The organism is Salinispora sp. CH2A1_6, assembly GCF_056820975.1.
On the sequence record NZ_JBXEDG010000001.1, the window covers coordinates 429,875 to 452,257 of the forward strand.

Annotated in this window: 25 protein-coding genes and 1 pseudogene; 15 read left to right on the top strand and 11 right to left on the bottom strand. The window is 71.1% G+C overall.

Annotated elements, in window-relative coordinates; all coding sequences use genetic code 11:
* Positions 1-197: 197 nt before the first annotated feature.
* Entirely contained in the window at positions 198-488 is a 291-nt protein-coding gene (locus AC1UKG_RS02000; protein ID WP_018743168.1) for a hypothetical protein, read from the bottom strand.
* Here AC1UKG_RS02000 and AC1UKG_RS02005 point away from each other — a divergent pair.
* Both AC1UKG_RS02005 and AC1UKG_RS02010 read left to right on the top strand, forming a co-directional pair.
* Positions 436-843, top strand: a complete 408-nt coding sequence (locus tag AC1UKG_RS02005; protein ID WP_475890315.1) for a cellulose binding domain-containing protein — start codon at positions 436-438, stop codon at positions 841-843. The genes AC1UKG_RS02000 and AC1UKG_RS02005 overlap by 53 nt on opposite strands.
* Before the next feature lie 21 nt (positions 844-864).
* Positions 865-1,686, top strand: coding sequence for an EI24 domain-containing protein (locus tag AC1UKG_RS02010; protein WP_482641942.1), 822 nt, complete (start codon positions 865-867; stop codon positions 1,684-1,686).
* 11 nt (positions 1,687-1,697) lie between these two features.
* Here AC1UKG_RS02010 and AC1UKG_RS02015 read toward each other — a convergent pair whose 3' ends face one another.
* From AC1UKG_RS02015 to AC1UKG_RS02035, 5 genes are all read right to left on the bottom strand, one after another.
* Positions 1,698-2,591, bottom strand: a complete 894-nt coding sequence (locus AC1UKG_RS02015; protein WP_475890317.1) for a GNAT family N-acetyltransferase — start codon at positions 2,589-2,591, stop codon at positions 1,698-1,700.
* Positions 2,588-2,986 (bottom strand): Rid family hydrolase, encoded by a 399-nt coding sequence (locus tag AC1UKG_RS02020; RefSeq protein WP_018815155.1) that lies wholly within the window; start codon positions 2,984-2,986, stop codon positions 2,588-2,590. Before AC1UKG_RS02020 ends, AC1UKG_RS02015 begins: the two co-directional genes overlap by 4 nt.
* Before the next feature lie 54 nt (positions 2,987-3,040).
* The gene (locus AC1UKG_RS02025; protein ID WP_482641941.1) at positions 3,041-4,048 is read right to left on the bottom strand and encodes a LacI family DNA-binding transcriptional regulator; all 1,008 of its coding nucleotides are present in this window, start codon (positions 4,046-4,048) and stop codon (positions 3,041-3,043) included.
* A 41-nt stretch (positions 4,049-4,089) separates the two neighbouring features.
* Positions 4,090-5,490, bottom strand: a complete 1,401-nt coding sequence (locus tag AC1UKG_RS02030) for a GH1 family beta-glucosidase (RefSeq protein WP_018743175.1) — start codon at positions 5,488-5,490, stop codon at positions 4,090-4,092.
* Between the two features lie 166 nt (positions 5,491-5,656).
* Entirely contained in the window at positions 5,657-6,418 is a 762-nt protein-coding gene (locus AC1UKG_RS02035; RefSeq protein ID WP_018815158.1) for a maleylpyruvate isomerase family mycothiol-dependent enzyme, read from the bottom strand.
* Positions 6,419-6,482: 64 nt separating this feature from the next.
* Here AC1UKG_RS02035 and AC1UKG_RS02040 point away from each other — a divergent pair, with 64 nt between their 5' ends.
* The gene (locus AC1UKG_RS02040) at positions 6,483-7,580 is read left to right on the top strand and encodes a UDP-N-acetylmuramate dehydrogenase (RefSeq protein WP_026271677.1); all 1,098 of its coding nucleotides are present in this window, start codon (positions 6,483-6,485) and stop codon (positions 7,578-7,580) included.
* Between the two features lie 17 nt (positions 7,581-7,597).
* On the opposite strand, the gene AC1UKG_RS02045 is transcribed toward AC1UKG_RS02040, so the two are convergent.
* Complete coding sequence (locus AC1UKG_RS02045; RefSeq protein WP_018815159.1) at positions 7,598-8,392, bottom strand: class I SAM-dependent methyltransferase; 795 nt, start codon at positions 8,390-8,392, stop codon at positions 7,598-7,600.
* Between the two features lie 8 nt (positions 8,393-8,400).
* A complete protein-coding gene (locus AC1UKG_RS02050; protein ID WP_018743179.1) occupies positions 8,401-9,165 on the bottom strand; it encodes an SDR family oxidoreductase in 765 nt (254 codons plus the stop codon).
* A gap of 167 nt (positions 9,166-9,332) precedes the next feature.
* Between AC1UKG_RS02050 and mshA the strand changes: the two genes are divergently transcribed.
* The 3 genes from mshA to AC1UKG_RS02065 all read left to right on the top strand — a co-directional run bounded on the left by mshA (position 9,333) and on the right by AC1UKG_RS02065 (position 12,090).
* Positions 9,333-10,679, top strand: coding sequence for a D-inositol-3-phosphate glycosyltransferase (gene mshA, locus AC1UKG_RS02055; protein ID WP_018743180.1), 1,347 nt, complete (start codon positions 9,333-9,335; stop codon positions 10,677-10,679).
* A 79-nt stretch (positions 10,680-10,758) separates the two neighbouring features.
* On the top strand, positions 10,759-11,334 hold the full coding sequence (locus tag AC1UKG_RS02060) for a type III secretion system chaperone family protein (RefSeq protein WP_482641940.1): 576 nt from the start codon (positions 10,759-10,761) through the stop codon (positions 11,332-11,334).
* A 75-nt stretch (positions 11,335-11,409) separates the two neighbouring features.
* Entirely contained in the window at positions 11,410-12,090 is a 681-nt protein-coding gene (locus AC1UKG_RS02065) for a hypothetical protein (protein ID WP_018815161.1), read from the top strand.
* Positions 12,091-12,518: 428 nt separating this feature from the next.
* Here AC1UKG_RS02065 and AC1UKG_RS02070 read toward each other — a convergent pair whose 3' ends face one another.
* Positions 12,519-13,781 (bottom strand): MFS transporter, encoded by a 1,263-nt coding sequence (locus AC1UKG_RS02070; protein ID WP_475890319.1) that lies wholly within the window; start codon positions 13,779-13,781, stop codon positions 12,519-12,521.
* A gap of 154 nt (positions 13,782-13,935) precedes the next feature.
* On the opposite strand from AC1UKG_RS02070, the gene AC1UKG_RS02075 reads away from it, so the two are divergent.
* The 3 genes from AC1UKG_RS02075 to AC1UKG_RS02085 all read left to right on the top strand — a co-directional run bounded on the left by AC1UKG_RS02075 (position 13,936) and on the right by AC1UKG_RS02085 (position 16,852).
* Positions 13,936-14,703, top strand: coding sequence for a phosphoglyceromutase (locus AC1UKG_RS02075; RefSeq protein ID WP_018743184.1), 768 nt, complete (start codon positions 13,936-13,938; stop codon positions 14,701-14,703).
* A 164-nt stretch (positions 14,704-14,867) separates the two neighbouring features.
* On the top strand, positions 14,868-16,148 hold the full coding sequence (locus tag AC1UKG_RS02080) for an ATP-binding protein (protein ID WP_026271679.1): 1,281 nt from the start codon (positions 14,868-14,870) through the stop codon (positions 16,146-16,148).
* A gap of 20 nt (positions 16,149-16,168) precedes the next feature.
* On the top strand, positions 16,169-16,852 hold the full coding sequence (locus AC1UKG_RS02085; protein ID WP_018815162.1) for a response regulator transcription factor: 684 nt from the start codon (positions 16,169-16,171) through the stop codon (positions 16,850-16,852).
* 121 nt (positions 16,853-16,973) lie between these two features.
* Here AC1UKG_RS02085 and AC1UKG_RS02090 read toward each other — a convergent pair whose 3' ends face one another.
* Complete coding sequence (locus AC1UKG_RS02090; RefSeq protein ID WP_018743187.1) at positions 16,974-17,780, bottom strand: DUF3109 family protein; 807 nt, start codon at positions 17,778-17,780, stop codon at positions 16,974-16,976.
* Positions 17,781-17,854: 74 nt separating this feature from the next.
* Between AC1UKG_RS02090 and AC1UKG_RS02095 the strand changes: the two genes are divergently transcribed.
* Positions 17,855-18,799 carry a Ppx/GppA phosphatase family protein gene (locus AC1UKG_RS02095; protein WP_018743188.1) on the top strand — a complete coding sequence of 315 codons (945 nt, stop codon included), beginning with the start codon at positions 17,855-17,857 and terminating at the stop codon, positions 18,797-18,799.
* A 74-nt stretch (positions 18,800-18,873) separates the two neighbouring features.
* A complete protein-coding gene (locus AC1UKG_RS02100; protein WP_018743189.1) occupies positions 18,874-19,722 on the top strand; it encodes a sugar phosphate isomerase/epimerase family protein in 849 nt (282 codons plus the stop codon).
* Between the two features lie 7 nt (positions 19,723-19,729).
* Here AC1UKG_RS02100 and AC1UKG_RS02105 read toward each other — a convergent pair whose 3' ends face one another.
* Entirely contained in the window at positions 19,730-20,317 is a 588-nt protein-coding gene (locus tag AC1UKG_RS02105) for a CGNR zinc finger domain-containing protein (RefSeq protein WP_026271680.1), read from the bottom strand.
* A gap of 98 nt (positions 20,318-20,415) precedes the next feature.
* Between AC1UKG_RS02105 and AC1UKG_RS02110 the strand changes: the two genes are divergently transcribed.
* The 4 genes and pseudogenes from AC1UKG_RS02110 (at position 20,416) to AC1UKG_RS02125 (ending at position 22,288) form a co-directional block, all read left to right on the top strand.
* On the top strand, positions 20,416-21,333 hold the full coding sequence (locus AC1UKG_RS02110) for a proline dehydrogenase family protein (RefSeq protein ID WP_482641939.1): 918 nt from the start codon (positions 20,416-20,418) through the stop codon (positions 21,331-21,333).
* 68 nt (positions 21,334-21,401) lie between these two features.
* Positions 21,402-21,604, top strand: a pseudogene (locus tag AC1UKG_RS02115) (hypothetical protein); the annotation flags it as partial.
* Positions 21,605-21,772: 168 nt separating this feature from the next.
* The gene (locus tag AC1UKG_RS02120) at positions 21,773-21,982 is read left to right on the top strand and encodes a helix-turn-helix domain-containing protein (RefSeq protein ID WP_018730225.1); all 210 of its coding nucleotides are present in this window, start codon (positions 21,773-21,775) and stop codon (positions 21,980-21,982) included.
* A 204-nt stretch (positions 21,983-22,186) separates the two neighbouring features.
* On the top strand, positions 22,187-22,288 hold the full coding sequence (locus AC1UKG_RS02125; RefSeq protein WP_007465623.1) for a 30S ribosomal protein bS22: 102 nt from the start codon (positions 22,187-22,189) through the stop codon (positions 22,286-22,288).
* Positions 22,289-22,383 lie beyond the last annotated feature (95 nt).

Here is a 22,383-nt window from a genome sequence, read left to right on the forward strand (position 1 = left end):
CCCAGACGCGCCACCTCGGAACTGGGCGGCTCCTCCCATCCCGACGGAGTACCTCAGCCGAACGGCGGATCTCCGCCGAACCGTCGATCGCCGCTGGAGGACGCCGATCGCGGACCGGACAGCTCCGGTCGCCGGCCCCTCCACCCGGTCACGGGGTCTGCGGCTGTTCGCCGTTCAATCCCGGCACGTCTGCGGAGTCAGGGCATCGTCGCTGCGAGCTTCTTAGGGATCATCCTGACCGCGGTCGCCTTGAACGCGCGCCAACGCTCACCGGCCGACCCATCGTCTCTCCTCACCACCGACTCTGTCGCCAGCACCGCAGCCAGTCCGGCAGCCGCGCCATCGGAGTCATCGCCGACCCAGTCCTTGCCCCTGCCCCCAACACCAACGCCGACCCACACCCCGACACAAGCTCCGACGTCGCCCCCCGTCGCGATGGCCGCGACCGCGCAGCCGACGCCTTCCGAGACGGCGACGCAGAACTCCACGCCACCGGCATCGTCGGCACCAGGTGAGCCGCCGGCGCTTCCGGCCCCACCGGCGGACTGCACAACGAACTATACGATCATCGAGTCGTGGTCGGGTGGCTTCAAGGGCGAAGTCAAGATCAAAAACAATTCCTCCGCCTCCTGGACCGGGTGGAGAGTCGAGTGGACCTGGCCCAGCGGACAGAAGATAACCGAGGTGTGGAACGGTTCGCCCAGCAGCTCGGGGGCCTCGGTGACGGTGACCAACATGTCGTACAACGGCACTCTGGCTCCGGATGGCACGACCACGTTTGGCTTCCTCGCCGACATCACCGGCACGAACCAGACGCCGACCATGACCTGCGCCGGCCGCTGACGCGACCTAGGCTCGGCGACCATGAACGCATCCCCCGCTCTCGCCGCGCCCCGGACCGGGGCGGCCGGCCGATTCTTCGCCGGTGTCGGCCTCTTCCTGCGTGGTATCGGCCTCTACCTCCGCAGCCCCGGCCTGATGCTGCTCGGCGTCCTACCGGCGCTGATCTCCGGAGCGTTCTTCGTCGCGGCGTTCGGCACGCTCGTCTACTTCGTGGACGAGCTGGCGGCGCTGATCACGCCGTTCGCCGACGACTGGTCCGCCCCCGGACGAGGTCTGGCGCGGGTGGCCGCGGGCTTGGCGCTGCTCGGGTTGGGTGGCCTGCTCACAGTGGTCGCGTTCACCGCCGTCACGCTGGTCATCGGGGACCCGTTCTACGAGAAGATCTCCGAACGGGTCGAGGAGGGCCTCGGCGGTACACCCCACGCGGTGGACGTGCCGTTCTGGTCGTCGCTGCGGCACAGCATCGTTGACTCACTGCGGCTGGTGGGGTTGGCGGTGCTGGTCGGCGTACCCCTCTTTGTCGCCGGCTTCATCCCGGTGGTCGGTCAGACCGTGGTGCCGGCACTCGGTGCGACCATCGGCGGCTGGCTCCTCGCGGTGGAGCTGGTCGGTGCCCCCTTCTACCGCCGTGGGCTGCGGTTGTCGGACCGGCGGGCCGCCCTGCGGTCCGACCGGCCGACCGCGCTCGGCTTCGGGGTGGCGGTGTTCGTCAGCTTCCTGATCCCACTCGGCGCCGTGCTGCTCATGCCGGCGGCCGTCGCGGGCGCCGCCCTACTGGCCCGCCGCGTGCTCGGCCAGCCCACCACCGTAGGGCCGACCGGGACCACTCAGGACGGCGCGTGACGCGCGGTCGCTCAGCTCAGCTTCCGGAGGCAACTCCACTGGGCGGCGACCGGCCGGTAGCCGAGCCGTTCGTTGATCGCGAGCATCGGCTTGTTCGCCTCGTCATTGCCGGTGTATGCGACCGTCACCCCACTGGCCGCGGCCCGGTGTAGGGCACCCAGCTTCGCCGCCAACGCGAGCCCTCGCCCCCGGAGTTCCGGCCGGGACGCGGTGTAGTCCGACCACATCCGTGAACCGTCCCGCTGGACCAGGCTGATTGCCGCCAGGACACCGTCGACCTCGACGCCGGTGCTGGCCTCCCGGTCCAGGCCGACGGTGTCCCAGGTATCGGCCCGCCAGTGCGGGTAGGTGAGGGCGTCGGAGGCGACGTCTCCCGGCTCGTCGGCGCTGGCGTCGCGCTCCACCTCGTACACGTGGTGGGGGTCAACCTCGGACAGCGGCACCAGCCGGGCGCCCGGGGGAACGGCCAGGGGCGGCAGGTCCGTCAGCTCGAGCGCGGAGAAGCGTTCCTCGCGGTTGGGGAGGAAGCCGCGCCGCCGCGCGTACGGCAACGACTCGGGTAGCACCCGCCCGCGCAGTAGCGGAAGCCGGAGCGGGGCGAGGTGGTCGAGGGCGGCGGTCAGCAGTCCGCTGCCAATGCCGTGTCCCCGATGGTCCGGGCGGACGTGCAGCAGCGAGATCTCGCCGACGCTTCGGGAGGAACTGGCGTTGCGGAAGGCCGAGACCCAACCGATGATCTCGTCGTCCACCTCGGCGACGAACGCGGTCCAGTGCCGCCGCCCTGGAGGTGGTTGGGAGATCATCTGGCGTGTCGTCGCCACCCCGCGAACCAGATGCGGAAGAACTCGGGTGCGGAGCGCCACCACGGCGGGCGCGTCGTCGGGCTGCGCGGCGCGGATCCTCACGCGACGCTCACGGCAGCGACCGCCTCGACCTCGACGAGCTGATCGGGGTAGCCAAGCACGGTCACCCCGAGCAGGGTGCTGGGCGGGTCATGGTCGCCGAAAGCGTCCCGGACGACCTGCCAGGCGGTCACCAGGTCGGGTTGGTGCGCCGAAGCCACGTACACCGTGGTTCTGACGACATCGGTGAGGTGGGCGCCCGCTGCGGTGAGGGCGGTCTCCAGATTGGCCATCGCCTGCCGGGCCTGGGCGGCATGGTCACCGGGGGCGACCGTACGGCCATCCCCGTCGAGCGGGCACGCCCCGGCGGTGAAGACGAGGCGCGTTGCCGGCTCGACGGTACTGACGTACGCGTACTCGGCCTCGGCGAGGGCGGAGACGTGGCGGAGCTGGGGCATGACGTGACGGTAGTGCAGTCCCGCAGGGTGCTCGATCTGTTTTCGGTGGCGGGCTCAACCAGAGTCGCGGAGGATCAGCTCGGTGGGGAGCACCAGCGCCGGTTCGATCGACTCACCGGCCGCGAGGCGCAGCAGCTGGCGGGTCATTCGCCGGCCGATCTCCTGGATCGGCTGGCGGACGGTGCTCAGGGGCGGGTCGGTGTACGCGGCGGTCTCGATGTCGTCGAAGCCGATCACCGCGACATCGTCGGGCACCCGTCGCCCCGTCGCGCGTAGCGTCCGCAGGGCGGCGTGTGCCATCAGGTCGGAGGCGGCGAAGATCGCGTCCAGGTCGGGGTGCGCGGCGAGGAGCTGCCAGGTCGCGGCCACCCCCGACTCGCGGGTGAAGTCGCCGTACGCCACCCATTCCGGCAGCCCGGCCGGGGCCATCGCGGCCCGGTAGCCGGTCAGTCGCTCGATTCCGCCCACCATGTCCTGTGGACCGGCGATGGTGGCGATGCGTCGTCGGCCGCCGTCGATCAGATGTTGGACGGCCCGGTTCACCCCGCCGATGTGGTCGACGTCGACGTAGGGGACCGGGGTGCCGCCGAGCGGCCGGCCGCTGCACACCACCGGAATGCCCAGCCGGGTCAGCCGGCCGGGGAGGGGGTCGGCGCCGTGCAGCGAGGCGAACAGCACCCCGTCGACGTGCCGGCCGGTGGTGTACCGCTCCACCCGCTCGTGCCCGGCCGGCGAGCCGGCCAGCATCAGCACCAACTGCTTGTCGGCCGCCTCCAACTCCTGGGCGGCGCCGCGGATGATGCCGGGGAAGTACTGGTCATCGGAGAAGACCCGGGCGGCCGCCTCCGGCATGATCAGCGCGACCGAGTCCGTTCGCTGGGTGACCAGGCTGCGCGCGGCCAGGTTCGGTACGTAGCCCAGCTCGTTGATGGCTCGGCGGACGGCCTCGCGGATCGGTTCGGCCACTGTGGTGGAGCCGTTCACCACCCGGGAGACGGTGGCTCGGGAGACACCGGCGCGGCGTGCCACCGCCTCGAGCGTCGGCCGTTGCGCCGTTGTCATCGCCCTCCCCCGGAGCCCGCTCCCGGTTCGCCCTCCCCCGCTCAGAGCCCGTTCCGGGAGATCACTTGGTGGTACCAGTGGGCACTGGCCTTCGGTGTGCGTCGCTGGGTCCGGTAGTCGACGTGGACGATCCCGAACCGTTTCCGATAGCCCTCGGCCCACTCGAAGTTGTCCAAGAACGACCATACGAGATAGCCGCGTAGCTCCACCCCCCGGGTGATGGCCTCGTGCGCGGCGCGGAGATGCCCCTCCAGGTAGGCGATCCGGTCGGTGTCCACCACCCCGCCGGCCCCCTCCGTCGCCGGCTGGTCCGGGTCGGCTGGCGACGCGTCGCGGTCCGGGAAGGCCGCCCCGTTTTCAGTGATCATCAAGGGTACGCCCGGGTAGTCGGTGGCGAGGCGTTCCAGCAGTCGGGTGAGCCCGGCCGGCTCGATCATCCAGCCCATGTCGGTCAGCGGTCCCGCAGGTGGCAGGAACTCCACCGCTCCGTCGGTGCCGGGGAACGCCCCGCCACCGCCGGCGCCGTCCGGCTTACCCGCGACGTAGAGGGGCGCGTAGTAGTTGACGCCGAGCAGGTCGATCGGGGTGGCGATCACTTTCTCGTCGCCGTTTCGGAGGAACGCCGGCGGCACGATTCGGGCGAGGTGCTCCAGCACATCCTCCGGGTACGCGGCCCGGAACAGCGGGTCCAGGAAGATCCGATTGTGGAGTCCGTCGACCAGGCGTACCGCGGCGGCGTCGGCGGCGCTGTCCGGGTCGGCGGGGCGGACGTCGGCCGGGTTGAGTGTGATCCCGACGCTCCCCGCGCCGGCCGCGTGCAGCGCCCGGGCTGCCAGGCCGTGCCCGAGCAGCAGGTGGTGCACGGCGGTGAAGGCGGCTCCCGGGTCCGTGATCCCGGGAGCGTGTACCCCGTTGCCGTAGCCCAGGTACGCCGCGCACCACGGCTCGTTGAGGGTGGTCCAGGAGTCCACCCGGTCACCGAGGCGACCGTGGACGGCGGCGGCGTACCCGGCGAAGTGCTCCGCGGTCTCCCGAGCGGTCCAGCCGCCGCGGTCCTGCAGGGTCTGCGGCAGGTCCCAGTGGTAGAGCGTCACCATCGGGTCGATCCCCCGGGCCAGCAGGGCGTCTACCAGGCGGTCGTAGAAGTCCAGCCCCCGCGGGTTGACCGGGCCGGTGCCGTCTGGCTGGACCCGGGGCCAGGACACCGAGAACCGGTACGTCTGGATTCCCAGCCCGGCCATCAGCTCCACGTCGTCGGCGTACCGGTGGTAGTGGTCGCAGGCGACGTCACCGGTGTGGCCCTGGTAGACCTTTCCCGGTGTGCGGCTGAAGGTGTCCCAGATCGACAGCCCCCGGCCGTCTTCGCGGGCCGCACCTTCGATCTGGTAGGCCGCTGTGGCCGTGCCCCAGCGGAAGTTCTCCGGAAATTGACGTGCGCTCATAGGACAGTTCCCTCCGTTTGCGCAGCGTCTCCCGACGTGTTACCCGATGTCAAGAGAGCGCTCTCCCTGGCTGGGCTCGGGTCCGTGCGGGCGGGTGGAGAGCCGGGGGCGGCTCGTGCGCGAACAGCCCCCGGCCGGGGGGTGGTGCCGGATGTGGCCGTCGGCGTCAGCCGGTCCGGAGACCAGCCAGGAGAGCGCGTTCGCCGGTCACCGCCAGGGTGTCGAAACTGACTCGGCCCCAGAGCGCGAGCAGCAGATCGCTGGCGGTACCGACGACCTGGACCCGGGCGTGATGATCGTGGTCATCGAAGATCGTGGCGGTGTCCAGTAGGGCGACCCCTTCGCCGCGCAACCGCAGGAACCACTCCTGCCCAACGTCGGAGGCCGACAGGTGTACGACGCCGTGCCACCGCCCATGATCCGGACGTCGTCCGGCCGGCAGGCAGGTGTCGAGCACCTCGCTCACCCCGTCAGCCGCGAGCTTCGTCTCGATCGGGTCGCCGGCGCCGATGGCGAGCTGGGCGTCCCAGCGGTGCAGCGCCGTCTCGTGTGCGATCCGGCGAAGCCAGAAGCCGGCCTTCTTCGGCTGCGGCGCCCAGTTCCATGCCGGCGCCTCCGGATCCAGCGTGTCGAAACGCACCAGCAGGTCGTCGTACGCCTGCTGCCACAGCTGGGGGTCGGTCTCGCCCGGATCCGGCTCCACCAGCTCGGAGCGGAGGGCCGGCGGGGTGACCGAATTGGCGGACACGGTCCCCTGCACCCAGCGGTAGACGCTTGCCAGGTGTCGGGTCAGGTCGGTCACTGTCCAGTCGGGACAGGAGAGCACCGGTGCGTCGGCCGGTGCTTCGGCGATCGCCGCGGCGAAGGCTGGCCCCTCCACCCGCAGCGCCCCGATCCAGAAGTCCTTCGTGCCGTGCGTTCTGTTCATCGCCATCCTCCCGGGGGTGACCGGGCCACCAATGGGTGCCGCGGCTATCCCTCAGCTTAGGGTGATGAGCGTGGCAGAGGTTCTCCAGTCGACATCCGGTGCCCAACGCGACGCCGAGTGTCATTTGTCGCGATACACGACACTTCGTCTCGGCGGCTGGGCCTCCCGCGTGGTCACCGCCACCAGCGCGGATGACCTCGTCCGTGGGGTGCGGGAGGCGGGAGAGCGCGGCGATCAGGTCCTGGTCCTCGCCGGGGGCAGCAACGTGGTGATCGGCGATGCGGGCTTCCCCGGGACAGTGGTGTTGGTCCGGTCCCGGGGCCTGCGGGTCGTTGACACCGACACCGACACCATCACGGTGCGGGTCGAGGCCGGTGAGCCCTGGGACGACCTGGTCGGCCACACCGTGGCCAGCGGCTGGTCCGGCCTGGAGTGCCTGTCCGGGATACCCGGCTCCACCGGCGCGACGCCGATCCAGAACGTCGGCGCGTACGGGCAGGATGTCGCCGAGACCATCACCGGGGTGCAGGTGTACGACCGGGTGGCCGGCACCACCGGTCGGATCGAGGCCCGTGACTGCGGGTTCACCTACCGGTCCAGCATCTTCAAGTACAGCGACCGGTGGGTGGTGCTGTCGGTCGACTTCCGTCTCGCCCGATCGCCGCTGTCCGGCCCGGTCCGCTACGCCGAACTCGCTCGGGCGCTCGACGTGGCGGTCGGTGACCGGGTGCCACTGGCGAAGGCCCGCGCCGCCGTGCTGCGGCTACGCGCGGGCAAGGGCATGGTGCTCGACCCCACCGACCCGGATACCTGGTCGGTGGGCTCGTTCTTCACCAATCCGGTGCTGGACCAGGCCGACCACGAGCGGCTGCGGGAACGGGCCGCCGAACTCGGCGAGCCACCGTCCTGGCCCGGCGCCGACGGCACGGTGAAGGTCAGTGCCGCTTGGTTGATCGACAAGGCCGGCTTCGGCAAGGGCCATCCGGGTCCGGAAGGCGTCGTCACCATCTCCACCAAGCACACCCTGGCGTTGACCCACCGTTCCGGCACCGCCCGGACCGAGGACCTGGTGCGCCTGGCCCGCGAGATTCGCCACGGGGTGCAGGCCCGCTTCGGTGTGACCCTGCACCCGGAACCAGTCCTGATCAACTGCGCCCTCTGACCCGGCCGGTCGACGGGTCAGCGGGGAGCCACCGCCGCCCAGTCGACGGTGACCAGGCCCTGGCGCCAGCGGCGGGGTTGGTACGCCAGCGGCCAGCCCCGGTCCCGAACAGCCGTCACCGTACGCAGCCAGCGGTGGCGGGGACCGAAGGGGGCGTAGGGGGCAGCTGCCTGCCAGGCGCGCTCCAGCGACTGGAGCAGGGCGTGGATCGGCTCCCCCTCGACGTTGCGGTGGATCAGGACTTTGGGGAGCCGTTCGGCCAGCCGGGCGGGGCTGTCCAGGGTGGCCAACCGGGCGCCCAGGGTCAGGGTGCGGGGGCCGCCCTCGTCGATCAGTACCCACCCGCCGAGCCGCCCCAACTCGTCGCAGGTCCCCTCGACCAGCACGCCGCCCGGGGCGAGCGCACCGGTCATCGTCGCCCAGGCGCCCGCCACCGCACCCTCGTCGTACTGGCGTAGCACGTTGAAGGCGCGGACCAGGACGGGGCGGAGACCGGCCAGCTCGAAACCACCCCGGGCGAAGGCGAGCCGGGGTGGGTCGGCGACCGGTTGGGCGGCGGCGACGCGGACCGGGTCGATCTCCAGCCCGACCACGCGTACGTCGGGGCGGACCGCGTGGGCCAATCGGGAGCGCAGCTCGACGGCGGTGACCCCGGTGGCGCCGTAGCCCAGGTCCACGACGAGCGGGTCCGCTGCCGCACGCAGCACGTCCCCACAGGTGGTGGCGATCCAGTTGTCCACCCGGCGCAGCCGGTTGGGGTTCGTCGTCCCGCGGGTCACGACGCCGAGCGGACGTCGTGCCGGCACCGCCATCACCCGGCTCAACCGGCCCGGTGGACCTTGTGCTGCGCGGCCTGCGCCAGCGGACGGACCACCAGCCGGTCCACGTTCACGTGCTGCGGGCGGGTCGCGCACCAGGCGACACAGTCCGCCACATCGTCGGCGACCAGGGGCTCGGACACCCCGGCGTAGACGGCGTCCGCCCGGTCGGCGTCCCCGCCGAAGCGGACCAGCGAGAACTCCTCGGTCCGTACCATCCCCGGGTCGATCTCGACGACCCGAACTGGCCGGCCGCACAGCTCCAGCCGCAGGGTGCCCGCGACCGCGGTCTGCGCGTGCTTGGCGGCGGCGTAGCCGCCCCCGCCCTCGTACACGGTGAAGCCGGCGGTAGACGACACGACGACGATCGTGCCGGCTCCGGAGGAGACCAACGCCGGCAGGAGCGCCTGGGTGACCCGCAGCGTGCCCAGGACATTGACGTCGTACATCCACTGCCAGTCACCGACCGCGCCGGTCTCCACCGGGTCCAGGCCACGTGCCCCCCCGGCGTTGTTGACCAGCAGGGTGACCGGGCCGGGCGCGGCTGCCGCCGCGGCGGCGAGGCGGGCCACCGACTCATCCGAGGTCACATCGCAGCCGACCGCGGTGGCCGACCCGCCGTTGGCTTCGACCTCTCGGACCAGGTCGGCGAGGCGATCGGTGCGCCGGGCAGCGGCCAGGACGTGGAACCCCTCGGCGGCGAGCCGACGGACGGTGGCCGCCCCGATCCCGCTGGATGCGCCGGTGACGACAGCGACGGAATTCATCCGCCCATTCTGGCCCCGAGTCCGAGAGCGGGGGCGATGAGGTCCGTCACGCCCGGGGATGGCCGGGAGGATTTACCGATCCCCGATCGGGAAGATGACACCCGGCGTGGAGGTTGACCGAGAAGCGCCGGTCGTGCGGGACGGCAACCGTGACAGAAGGAGCGGACGTGGCGGAACAGCACACCGGTGTCGGTCGTCAGCGAGGTGCCCGTCCGTGGCCCCGGCCCCGCCGTATCGCGACCCTCTCCGTGCACACTTCGCCGCTGCACCAGCCCGGCACGGGTGACGCGGGCGGGATGAACGTCTATATCCTGGAGGTCGCCCGGCGGTTGGCCGAGGCGAACGTCGAGGTCGAGATCTTCACCCGGGCGACCGCAGCCGACCTGCCGCCGGTGGTCGAGATGGTGCCGGGCGTGCACGTCCGGCACATCACCGCCGGACCGTTGGGTGGGCTGACTAAGGAGGAGTTGCCCGGCCAGCTCTGTGCGTTCACCGCGGGGGTGCTGCGGGCCGAGGCCGCTCGGGCGATGGGGCACTACGACCTCATCCACTCGCACTACTGGCTCTCCGGGCAGGTCGGCTGGCTGGCCAAGGAGCGTTGGGGGGTTCCGCTGGTGCATACCGCGCACACCCTCGCCAAGGTCAAGAACGCGCAGCTCGCCGCGGGGGACCGGCCGGAACCCAAGGCCCGGGTGATTGGCGAGGAGCAGGTGGTGGCCGAGGCCGACCGGCTGGTCGCCAACACGAAGACCGAGGCCGGTGACCTGATCGACCGGTACGACGCCGACCCGACCCGGGTTGAGGTGGTCGAGCCGGGGGTGGATCTGGCCCGGTTCCGCCCGCCAGCCGGTGATCGCGCCCGGGGGCAGGTCCTCGCCCGTCGTCGGCTGGGCCTGCCCGAGCGTGGGTACGTGGTGGCGTTTGTCGGCCGGATTCAGCCGCTCAAGGCCCCCGATGTGCTGATTCGCGCGGCGGCGGCGCTGCGCCGGCGGGATCCGGTGCTCGCCGACGACATGACGGTGGTGGTCTGCGGTGGCCCCAGCGGCAGCGGGCTTGAGCGGCCGACTCGCCTGATCGAACTGGCTGCCGGGTTGGGCGTCGCCGATCGGGTCCGGTTCCTGCCGCCGCAGACCGGCGACGACCTGCCCGCCCTGTACCGGGCGGCCGATCTGGTGGCGGTCCCGTCCTACAACGAGAGCTTCGGGCTCGTCGCGTTGGAGGCGCAGGCCTGCGGGACGCCGGTGGTGGCGGCCGCCGTGGGCGGTTTGCTCACCGCGGTACGCGACGACGTCAGCGGGATCCTCGTGGATGGCCACGACCCGGTCACGTGGGCCCGCGCGTTGGGCCGCCTGCTGCCGGACGCCGGCCGGCGCGAGGCCCTGGCCCACGGTGCGCAACGCCACGCCCGTAACTTCTCCTGGGATCGGACAGTGCGCGACCTCTTGGATGTCTATGGCGCCGCGGTCGTCGAGCACCGCAGCCGAGCGTCTGGCTTTGCTGCCTGTTCCCGGTGAGACCCGCCGACGATCGCCGGTGACCGAGGCCGGACCGGCGCGGGACGCGGCTGGGCGGGAGCGGTCGTAGAGTGGGGCGGTGAACGGGAGAGGCGAGCTCGGGGCGTTGATCGAAGCGGTCTGCGCGGAGCGGGACCTGGCCTGGGAGGCCACCGGCCCGAACTCGTACGCGGTGACCCTGCCGGGCACCCACAAGCTGCGGACGATCTGCAACCTGATCATCGGTGAGTACGCGCTGCGGGTCGAGGCGTTCGTGATGCGCCAGCCCGACGAGCGCCGCGAGGAGCTGTGGGCGTGGCTGCTGCAGCGCAACGCCCGGATGTACGGGGTGTCGTTCTCCATCGACGCCGTCGGTGACGTCTACCTGACCGGCCGGGTGAATTCGGCGGGCGTGGACGCCGACGAGTTGGATCGGCTCTTCGGATCGGTCCTCACCTATGCCGACGAGTCCTTCGACACGATGCTGGAGATCGGCTTCGGTAGTTCGATTCGGCGGGAATGGGAGTGGCGGGTCAAGCGGGGCGAGTCGACCGCCAACCTCGCGGCCTTCGCCCACCTGGTCGAGTCGGCTGACGGTGGGGCGGCCGCACCGTCAGCCGGGACGCCTGCCGCCGGGAACCCGACCGCTGCACCCGGGGATTCGACGCTGTCCTGACGGGTACGCCCCGGTGTGCGGTGCGGTATCTGGGGCCGGCCGCGCGCCGAGCACGGACTGGCGGAGGAGCGTTCCATGGCTCAGCGAAGCAGCGCAGGCCGCGGTGGTACGGCGACCCGGACCGCACGCCGGCCAGGTAACCAGACCCCGAACACGCCGGAGGTGTCCGAAGCCACGATCTCCCGGATGCGGGTGGACGAGATTCGGGGGCAGTTGCGCCAGCACGGCGTCACCGGCACCTCCGCGCTCCGTAAGCCGGAGCTGGTGCGGACGCTGGTGAAGACCCTGCGGGCGGAGCGCCGGTCGGGCGGGACGAAGGGGCCGGGCCGCCGGGCGACGTCCGGCGGACGGTCGGCGGGCGGTGGACGGTCGGCGGGCGGCGCCGCGGTACGCACCGGGCCCCGTACCTCGCGGTCGGTCCGGTCCTCGCAGGTTATCGCCGCCCTGACGGATCGGCCGGAGCGTCCGGGCCGGAGCCTGGTCACCACGAACCACGAGGTGATCCGGCGGTGGGCGCGGGAACGCAACGCGAAGCCGGCGACGATCCGGGGCACCGAGCGGGATGGTCGGGCCGGGGTGCTCACCTTCAACATGCCGGGGTACCGGCAGAGCCCGCGGGTGCGCGAAATCACATGGCGCGAGTGGTTCCGGACCTTCGACCTACGGAAGCTGAACTTGATCTATCAGGAGCGGCTGCGAGACGGCAGAATGAGCAACTTTTTCCGTACCGAGTCACCCGATCGGGAGGACGGATGAGCTGTTTGCCGGAGTTGCCCGCGGGTAGACCGCTGGTGGCCGGAGGGCGGACCGGACCGCGGGGCAGCCGGTTTGTGACCGGTCAGACAGCCGGTCAGTTTGTATCCGTATTCCGGGCGAACTAACTTTATTGCACCGTGCGACGCTCGGTTCCGTTCGGGGGAGCGGAGGATCGATCAGATCCGAGCACCGAGTGTGGCGCGGGGACGGGTGGAACAACACCGTTGGGGGACGGTGTCCACCTGTTGACCGGCGGCGTGAGCGGGCGCCGCTTACGGGGGTGAGTGTCGCCCGCCGCCGCCGGTCGTACGTGGCGAAGCGACCACCGTGACGAACTCACGGTGGTCGCACGCAGCGAACGCCCATCGTGACGAACTCACGGTGGGCGTTCGCTTACTCCGATGGCCGCGGCATCCGGCTGGGGGAGCTCACCCCACCTCGGTGGTCTGCTGTTGCCCGACCGGGGTCGGCGGCGGTTGGTTGACTGCCCGCAGCGCGGCGGCCCGGCGCTCCCGGGCCGGTCCGGAGATCAGATGTGCCGCCGCCACCAGTGCGCCGAGCAGGGCGCAGCCCAGCCAGAGTGTGGCGTTACCGGACCCCTCCCGGACGAGTCCGCCGAGCACCGGCGCCGCGGCGCCGGCGATCTGCCAGGAGAGCGAGAAGACCCCCTGGTAGCGACCACGTAGCTCGGTCGGGGAGAGCTCGGCGATCAGGGTGGCGTTGGACGGCGAGTTGAGCATCTCGCCGACGGTCCAGATCAGGACGGTCAGCCCGTAGAACCAGGCGGTCTCGGCGAACGCGGTCAGTCCGAACCCGGCCCCGAGCACCACCGCCGACAGTGCCAACACATGGGACCGGCTACGGCCCTTGATCAACCGTGGTACGAAGAGCTGGCCCACCACGATCAGCACCCCGTTGAGTGCGATCACCGAGCCGTAGGTGGCGGGGCTCAGCCCCGAGTCGGCCATCGCGATCGGCAGCATCGAGATGTGCTGGAGCATGACTATCGCGGCGAAGAGGTTCAACGCCACGAACCCGAGGTAGATCCGGTCGGTCAGGATGGTGCGCAGCGCCCCGGTGGGGGCCTTCGGCCCACCGGTGGCGACCAGCGGTTGGCGGGTTTCGCCCACCTTGAGAAAGATGACCAGCGTCATGATCAAAGTGGTGACCGCGTCCACCACGAAGAGCAGCAGGTAGCCGGCCCCGGTCGCGAACCCCGCGAGGATCGCGGCGCAGGCGAAGCCGAGATTGATCGCCCAGTAGTTCAGGCTGAAGGCACGCAATCGGTCCTTCGCCGGCACCACGTCGATCATCATGGCGCCGAAGGCGGGCCGGGCGGCCTCGGCGAAGAGCCCGAGCAGGAGAGCACCGAGTGCGATGGACCAGAGGCCCCGGGCGAAGCCGAGGGCGAGCATCATGCTCGCGGCACCGAGGTGCGCGGTGAGCAGGGTGGGCCGGCGGCCCCACCGGTCTGCGAGCGTGCCCCCGACGGTGGTGCCCACCGCGCCGCCGACCCCCCACAGCCCCAGGACCAGGCCGGCCTGGGCGGCGGAGAAGCCCCGCTCCTGGGTGAGGTAGATGGCGAGGAAGATGAGGACGAAGGAGCCGAGCCGGTTGATCAGGGTGCCGGTCCAGAGGTACCAGAAGGAACGGGGGAGGCCACCGGCCGTCTCGAGTAACCAACCTCGCATCGTTCGCACTCAACGCCCCGTTCCGTAATGATCAGTTTCCGCGCAAGGCCTTACAAACTAGTGCTGGAACGGAGCCCTCCGCCATCCGGTTTTCCCGGTGCTGGTCACCACCCCTTCCCGCGCAACGGGTAGCCGGTGAGGGAGGATGGCCGACATGACTGCAAGTGAAGGGCCCACCATCGGGACGCTGGTCCTGCTGCGACACGGCGAGAGCGACTGGAACGCCAAGAACCTCTTCACCGGCTGGGTCGACGTGGACCTGACCGCCAAGGGAGAGGCCGAGGCGCGTCGTGGCGGCGAGCTGTTGCGGGAGCACAACCTGTCACCGGACGTGGTGCACACCAGCCTGTTGCGCCGGGCGATCCGCACCGCGGAACTCGCGCTGGACACCGCCGACCGGCACTGGATCGCGGTGCGTCGGTCGTGGCGGCTCAACGAGCGCCACTACGGCGCGCTCCAGGGCAAGAACAAGAAGCAGACCCTCGACGAGTACGGCGAGGAGCAGTTCACGCGCTGGCGCCGCTCGTACGACACGCCGCCGCCGCCGATCGCGGACGGTGACGAGTGGTCGCAGGTCGGTGACCCGCGCTACCGGTTGCTGCCGACCGAGCTGATGCCGCGGACGGAGTGCCTCAAGGACGTCGTCGAACGGATGCTGCCGTACTGGTACGACTCGATCGTGCCGGACATCCTGGCTGGCCGTACCGTGCTGGTGGCCGCGCACGGCAACTCGCTGCGCGCGCTGGTCAAGCATCTGGACCAGATCAGCGACGAGGCGATCGCGAAGCTGAACATCCCCACCGGGATCCCGCTGCGGTACGACCTCGACCCGCAGCTGCGCCCGATGACGCTCGGCGGCACCTACCTGGACCCGGCGGCGGCGCAGGAGGCTGCTGCGGCGGTGGCGAACCAGGGTCGCTGACCCGGGCCGAGCGACCCCGACGGCACAGCGACCCCGACGGCACCGGGCGTCGGGGAAGCGCCCTGGTGAACGGGGTCGGACGGGGTGGTGAATACCCGCGGAAGTGAGGGTATCTCGTCCTGGTCTGTTCGGATGCTGGGTTAACCAGGACCTACGATCGCCCGGTGGAGTGGGTAGTGGTGGTCGCAGGGGCCGTGGGGCTGGCGGTCGGTGTCCTGCTGACCCGGCTCGTCCTGGCGCGACGACTCGGATCGACCTTGGTCGGGAGCCGCCAGCCCGGCTCCCCTCGGCCCGGGAGGAGGCCCGCGATAACCGACGGTTCGCAGTCCGGCCTTGGTCGCCGGACGATCGACTCCCTCCGGGTCGGCGTCGTGGTGCTCGCCGACGACGATGGGCCGGTCCTGGTCAACCCGGCAGCCCGCGCGATGGGGCTGCTCCGCGCTGGCGGCACTCCGGGCACGGTCGCCGCCCATCCGTTGATCCGGACCCTCGCGGGGCAGGTACGGCGGACCGGCGTACGGCGAGAGATCCAGCTGGACCTGCCCCGGGGACGCGACGGCGTCGCCGCGGAGAACCCGCTCGGCGTGCACCTGCGGGCGGTCGGTCTCGGCGGTGGGCACGTCGCCGTGGAAGCTGTCGACGTGACCGAGTCGCACCGGTTGGCCCGGGTCCGGCGCGACTTCGTGGCCAATGTGAGTCACGAGCTCAAGACCCCGATCGGGGCGCTTCAACTCCTCGCCGAGGCGCTGCTGGACGCCACCGAGCCGGTCGACGAGGAAGAGCCGGATCTCTCCGAGGATCTGGCCGCCACCCGCCGGTTCGCCGAACGGATCCGGCACGAGTCGACCCGGCTGGGTCGGTTGGTGCAGGAGTTGCTGGAGCTGACCCGGCTCCAGGGCGCCGACCCGCAGCCCGCGCCGGAGCCGGTCGCCGTGGACTGGGTGGTCGGCGAGGTGGTGGATCGGACCCGGACCGGTGCCAGCGCCCGCCGGATCGACGTGGTGGTTGACGGCGAGCGGGGCCTGACGGTATACGGCAGTGACACCCAGCTGGCCACCGCCGTGTCGAATCTGGTCGAGAACGCCATCAACTACTCGGGTGAGGACACTGCCGTCCGGATCACCGCCCGGCACGACGACGAACACGTCACGATCGCCGTCACCGACCAGGGCATCGGGATCGGCCCGAGCGACGTGGACCGGATCTTCGAGCGCTTCTACCGGGCCGACCAGGCCCGATCCCGCGCGACCGGCGGCACCGGTCTCGGGCTCGCCATCGTCAAGCACATCGCCAGCAATCACGGCGGACGGGTGGAGGTCGCAAGCACTCCCGACGAGGGCTCGACGTTCACCCTCCGGCTCCCCGCCCATCCCCCCAACGACCTCTTGGTGATACCGCCCTCGGCTGAGACCGAGGCCGAACCGGCCGAGTCCCAGCAGACGTGACAGTTGAAAGGAAACCTCCGTTGAGCCGCGTTCTGGTGGTCGAGGACGAGGAGTCGTTCTCCGATGCCCTGTCGTACATGCTCCGTAAGGAGGGCTTCGAGGTTTCGGTTGCCGCGACTGGCACCTCCGCCCTCACCGAGTTCGACCGGACCGGTGCCGACATTGTGCTGCTCGACCTGATGCTGCCCGAGATGTCGGGTACTGAGGTGTGTCGGCAGCTTCGGCAGCGGTCGCACGTGCCGATCATCATGGTCACCGCTCGGGACAGCGAGATTGACAAGGTGGTCGGGCTGGAGATCGGCGCCGACGACTACGTGACGAAGCCGTACTCGCCGCGGGAACTCGTGGCCCGGATCCGCGCGGTGTTGCGCCGCAAGAGCGTCGAGACGGTGGAGACCGGTGCGGCGACACTGGCCGCGGGCCCGGTTCGGATGGACATCGAGCGGCACGTGGTCACGGTCGTCGGCGCCCCGGTGCAACTGCCGCTGAAGGAGTTCGAGCTGCTGGAGTTGCTGCTGCGCAACGCCGGCCGGGTGCTCACGCGGGGCCAGCTGATCGATCGGGTCTGGGGGGCGGACTACGTCGGCGACACGAAGACGCTCGACGTACACGTCAAACGGCTGCGTTCCAAGGTCGAGCCGGAGCCATCCGCTCCCCGACACATCGTCACCGTGCGGGGCCTGGGCTACAAGTTCGAGCCGTGACCGGACGTCCGCACGGCCCACTGCGGCGCTGAACAGCCTCGCGCGGCCCGCCCTCTCCCGGCCTCGCCCCGGCCCCGTCCCGTGCCTGCCTCGCCCCGTTCCGCGCCTGCGTCGTGCGCGGTCAGTCCGGGTCGGCCGGGTCGGCCGGGTGCGGGGCGACCAGACCGCGCCGGGCGCGGGCGGCGCACAACGCGGCCAGCCTGGTGTACGCGGGCGCACCGATCAGCGCAGTCAGCTCGGGGGCGTACGAGACGTACATCGGTTCGGCCGCCACATGCGCGTCCCGGGACGAGGTGCACCACCAGTCCAGGTCGTGCCCGCCAGCGCCCCAGCCGCGCCGGTCGAACTCCCCGAGCGTGGAGAGCAGGACCTTGGTGCCGTCCGGGCGCTGGACCCACTCCTGTTCGCGGCGGACCGGCAGCTGCCAGCAGACATCCGGCTTGTACTCCAGCGGGTGGGTGCCGTCGCGGAGCGCCTGGGCGTGCAGGGCGCAGCCCGCCCCGCCGGGAAAGTCGGCGTCATTGAGGAAGACGCAGGGGCCGTCGGGTCGGGTGGCCGTCCGTCGGGCGGGCGTCTTCTCGTCAACCGTGTCGGTCTCGGTCCAGTTCTTGAAGCCCCGTCGGTGGTGCTGCCAGGTCCCCGGGGTCAGCCGCTTGACCGCCGATCGGACCCGCTGTTCGTCGTCGGAGTCGGTGAAGAACGCGCCGTGCGAGCAGCAGCCGTCGGCGGGGCGGTCGGCACTGATGCCGTGACAGCCGCGCCCGTAGACACAGGTCCACCGGGACAACAGCCAGGTCAGGTCGGCCCGGATCAGGTGGGTGTCGTCGGCCGGGTCGCCGAACTCGATCCACTCCCGGGGGAAGTCCAACGGGACCTCCCGGCCGCGTGGATCGTCGGGCCGCGTACGGAGCTCGATCTGCCCTCTCACCGGACCAGCGTACGCGCCCGGCGGAGGACTGGCCCGGTGCGCCGCGGCCGGGTGTTGCCTCTAGGGTTTGCCTCATGCGGCTGGGCGTCCTCGATGTCGGATCCAACACGGTGCACCTGCTGGTGGTGGACGCGCACCGGGGCGCACACCCCTGGCCGGCGCACTCGGAGAAGGCGGTGCTGCGACTGGCCGAAAGAATCGGCCCGGATGGCGCGCTCACCACCGCCGGCGCGGATTCGCTGGTGCGGGCGGTTGCCGCCGCGAAGGAGTCCGCAGCCGGGCTGGGCACCGACGATCTGATCGCGTTCGCCACCTCCGCGGTTCGGGACGCCACCAATTCGGTGGCGGTGTTGGCCCGGGTCCAGGCGGAGACCGGGGTTCGACTGGAGGTCCTCACCGGCGCCGACGAGGCCCGGATGACCTTCCTCGCGGTGCGCCGCTGGTTTGGCTGGTCGGCCGGGCGGCTGCTGGTGCTCGACATCGGTGGCGGCTCGCTGGAGATCGCGGCGGGCATCGACGAGGATCCGGACGCCGCGGTGTCATTGCCGCTGGGTGCTGGCCGGCTCACCCGCCGCCATCTCCGGGTCACCGCGGGCAGTACCACCCCGCCCGGGGCCGAGCAGGTGGAGAAGCTGCGAGCGTACGTGGACCGCCAGCTCGACGCGGTGGCCGGGGAGCTGAACAAGGTGGGCTGGGAGCGCCCGGTCGCCACCTCGAAGACCTTCCGGACCCTGGCCCGCCTCGCCGGGGCGGCCCCCTCCGGGGCGGGCGTCTGGGCCCGCCGTCGGCTCACCCGGGCCGGGCTGCGGCAGGTACTTGGGTTCATCCGGCACATTCCCCCAGCACAGCTCGTCGAGCTGGATGGGGTCAGCGTCGGCCGGGCGCATCAGCTGTTGGCCGGTGCGGTGGTCGCCGAGGCGGCGATGCGCCGGCTGGACATCGGCACCCTGGAGATCTGCCCCTGGGCGTTGCGGGAGGGAGTGATCCTGCGCCGGCTGGATCAGCTTGCGCCGATGTGACGCCCACGGCGGCTAGCGGTATTTGCCGGGACTCGTCCTGAAGATCCCTATCGGTGCGGGCTACTCTCGATGCTGTGCCTTCCCGAGTTCCGGTTCTCCTGTCCACCTCGTCGGTCTTCCCCGAGCGGACCGCGGCAGCGTTTCAGCTGGCGGCGACGCTCGGTTACGACGGTGTCGAGGTGATGGTCTGGACCGATGCCGTGAGCCAGGACGCTGGCGCGCTCGCTGGGCTCGCCAAGCACTACGGTGTGCCGGTGCTCTCCGTGCACGCCCCGTGTCTTCTGGTCACCCAGCGGGTGTGGAGCGCCGACCCGTGGGAGCGGTTGCGGCGCTCCGGTGAACTAGCGGAGCAGTTGGGCGCACCGACCGTGGTGGTGCACCCCCCGTTCACCTGGCAGCGGGACTACGCCCGCAACTTCGCCGAGGGCCTGGACGAGGTCACCGGGCGGTTCAGTGACATCAGGTTCCCGGTGGAGAACATGTATCCGGTGCGGATGGCGGGGCGGCAGTTCGTCCCGTACGCCCCGGGGTGGGACCCGACCGCGACGGGATACCCCTCCTACACCCTTGACCTGTCGCACTGCGCCGCGTCCCACACCGACGCGCTGGAGTTGGCCGACCGGATGGGCGCGGGCCTGGCCCACGTTCACCTCGGCGATGGCACGGGTGAGGGGCGCGACGAGCATCTTGTCCCTGGGCGAGGGACCCAACCCTGCGCCGAGCTACTGCGCTCGCTCGCCAGCCGAGGCTTCACCGGCTCGGTGGCGGTGGAGGTGTCAACCCGGCGGGCGAAGAGCCGCGCGGTCCGGGAGGCGGACCTACGGGCGGCGTTGGCCTTCGCTCGCCAGCACCTCGACCCTCCGGCCGCCACCCATGCCGGCCCGGAACCGGTGCGGCGGGGCGACCGGGAAGCCGACGAGTAGCCGGCGCTCAGCGCACCGTGGTCAGGTTGTCGGCCGGGCCGGTGGACTGCGCCGCCACCGCGACCCGGTCGCGGATCGCGGCTCGCTTGCGGGCCCGGTGCGCCGCCACGTGGGAGCGGGTGGCGCAGCGCTCCGAACAGAACCGCCGGCAGCAGTTCGACGAGGTGTCCAGATAGACGTTGCCGCACCGCTCGTCCGCGCAGACCCCGAAGCGGGCGCTGCCGTACTCGCAGAGCCACACCGACAGCCCCCAGACCGCGCCGGCCAGGTACTCCGCACTCACCGAGGCGCCGCGGCTGGTGACGTGCACGTGCCAGTCACTGGAGTCGTGCCCGGAGATGCGCGGCTGCACCGGGTACGCCTCCAGCAGTGCATTCAGCTCGGCGACCGCTTGCACATCCCGTCCGGACGTGCCGTATTCAAAGACATCGCGAAGTCGCTTCTGCGCCCGTCGAAAGATCGAAAGATCTCGCTCCGACACCTCGTCCCGCATCCACGAGATGTTGTCGGGGAAGAGCGAACGGAGGGCGTCGAGGTCGTCCAGCCGGATATTGATCAGATCAACTCCGGTCCGGGCGTACGCGTCGAAGTTCACGTCACCCACCGTAGACGACTTCCCGGGCACGTGGCGTGTCGATGTAGCGCGATGTGACGGCACCGCCGTTTTGCTGCTATGGGCGCTACTCTCGGCCCATGCTGCGTACCGTTATTCTCGCTGCGGCCCGGTCATCGCGGTGCGAGCGGCTCGTCGCGACCGCCCCCCTCACTCGGAACGTGGTGCACCGGTTCGTCGCCGGCCCCCGGCCCGAGGACGCGTTGCGGGTCACCCGCGCCCTCGTCGACGACGGGCTCACGGTCACCCTCGACAATCTCGGTGAGGACACCGTCACGCCGGAGCAGGCCAGCGCCGTTCGCGACGAGTACCTCGGCCTGTTGGAGTCGCTCGCCGCCGACGGGCTCACCCCCGCCGCCGAGGTGAGCGTCAAGCTCTCCGCGCTGGGGCAGACCTTCGACGAGCAGCTTGCCTACGACAACGCCCGGGCGATCTGCGCGGCGGCCGAGGCCGGGGGCACCACGGTCACCCTTGACATGGAGGACCACACCACCACCGACTCCACTCTGGATATTCTGGTCAAACTGCGCGCGGACTACCCGTCCACCGGGGCGGTGCTCCAGGCCTACCTGCGCCGGACCGAGTCCGACTGCCGGCAGCTGGCCGACGCCGGTTCCCGGGTCCGGCTCTGCAAGGGCGCGTACCGGGAGCCCGAATCGGTGGCCTACCAGTCCGCTCGGGACGTCGACCGGTCCTACGTGCGCTGCCTGAGCATTCTGATGGCCGGGGCCGGCTACCCGATGCTTGCCACGCACGACCCCCGCCTGATCGCGATCGGCGAGGACCGGGCTCGCTGGTTCGACCGGGGACCGGACCAGTTCGAGTTTCAGATGCTCTACGGCATCCGCTCCGCCGATCAGGCTCGCCTGATCGGCGACGGATGCACGGTACGCACCTACGTGCCGTACGGCGAGGAGTGGTTCGGCTATCTCATGCGTCGCCTAGCCGAGCGCCCCGCCAATCTGGGGTTCCTCGCTCACGCCCTGATGGGTCGCTAGCCGTGCCGGTGGCCGTGCCCGGTGGGGCTGGTGGCCGTGCCCGGTCGGGCCGTTGGCCGCGTCCCGGCGGCGGTCGTGATCTACCGGTGTCGGGCCCCGGCGGGCACCCTGACACACTGGTGCCGCTCCCAGCACGGAGCCCCGATCCGCGTCCGGAAGCGGCTCGGGGCGTTCGTCCGGTGGCACCGGTGGCGCCACCGGCGTCACCGGGCTCCGTGGGGGGTCGCGCGGGGGTGCCGTGCGGCTGAGGGCGGCCCTCGGTCGACATTGACAGCGGATGCACTCGCCAGGACTCCGCTGGTGTGAATCGTGGTGGTTTGTCCGAAGGGATCGCGCCGGTCACATTGGCCCCGCTACCGTACGGGTAACACGCGCGTCGCCGGTCCGGCGGAAGCCCCGTCGGGACAGCACGCGCCGGGCATGGGATGGGCGGTGAGCCATGGCCGGGTCGCGGTCCGACGGTCAGCTGGCGGAGGTCAGGTTCCTCACCGTCGCCGAGGTGGCGACGGTCATGCGGGTGTCGAAGATGACGGTCTACCGCCTGGTGCACGGCGGCGAGCTCGCCGCCGTCCGGGTCGGTCGGTCGTTTCGCGTCCCCGAGCACGCGGTGCACGAGTACCTGCGCGGCGCCTTCCAGGAAACCGCCTGAATCGCCCGTTCGCAGGCGGGAAACGGCCGCGGATGGCCGGCATTGAGGGGCCGCGTTGGTCCTGCTGAGGCTTCCCGGCTACCCTGGACCCGACCGTGACCACAGATGCGCTCCGCCGCCCGTCCCGCAGGTCCGGTCCGTTGTCCGCAAGCGGACGCCGGTGTCATCCGGTCCGCCCCGCACATTGCATCGAAAGGCTGTCGTATGGGCTCGGTGGTCAAGAAGCGCCGCAAGCGCATGGCTAAGAAGAAGCACCGCAAGCTGCTGCGCAAGACCCGCGTCCAGCGTCGCCGTCTCGGCAAGTGATCCGGCGCCGGGCTGGTCCCGGCACCGTCATCACGTGCCAGCTGTCGACCCTCGGAGGCTTAGGTGATCAAGCCGCGGATGTTCCGGCTCGATCT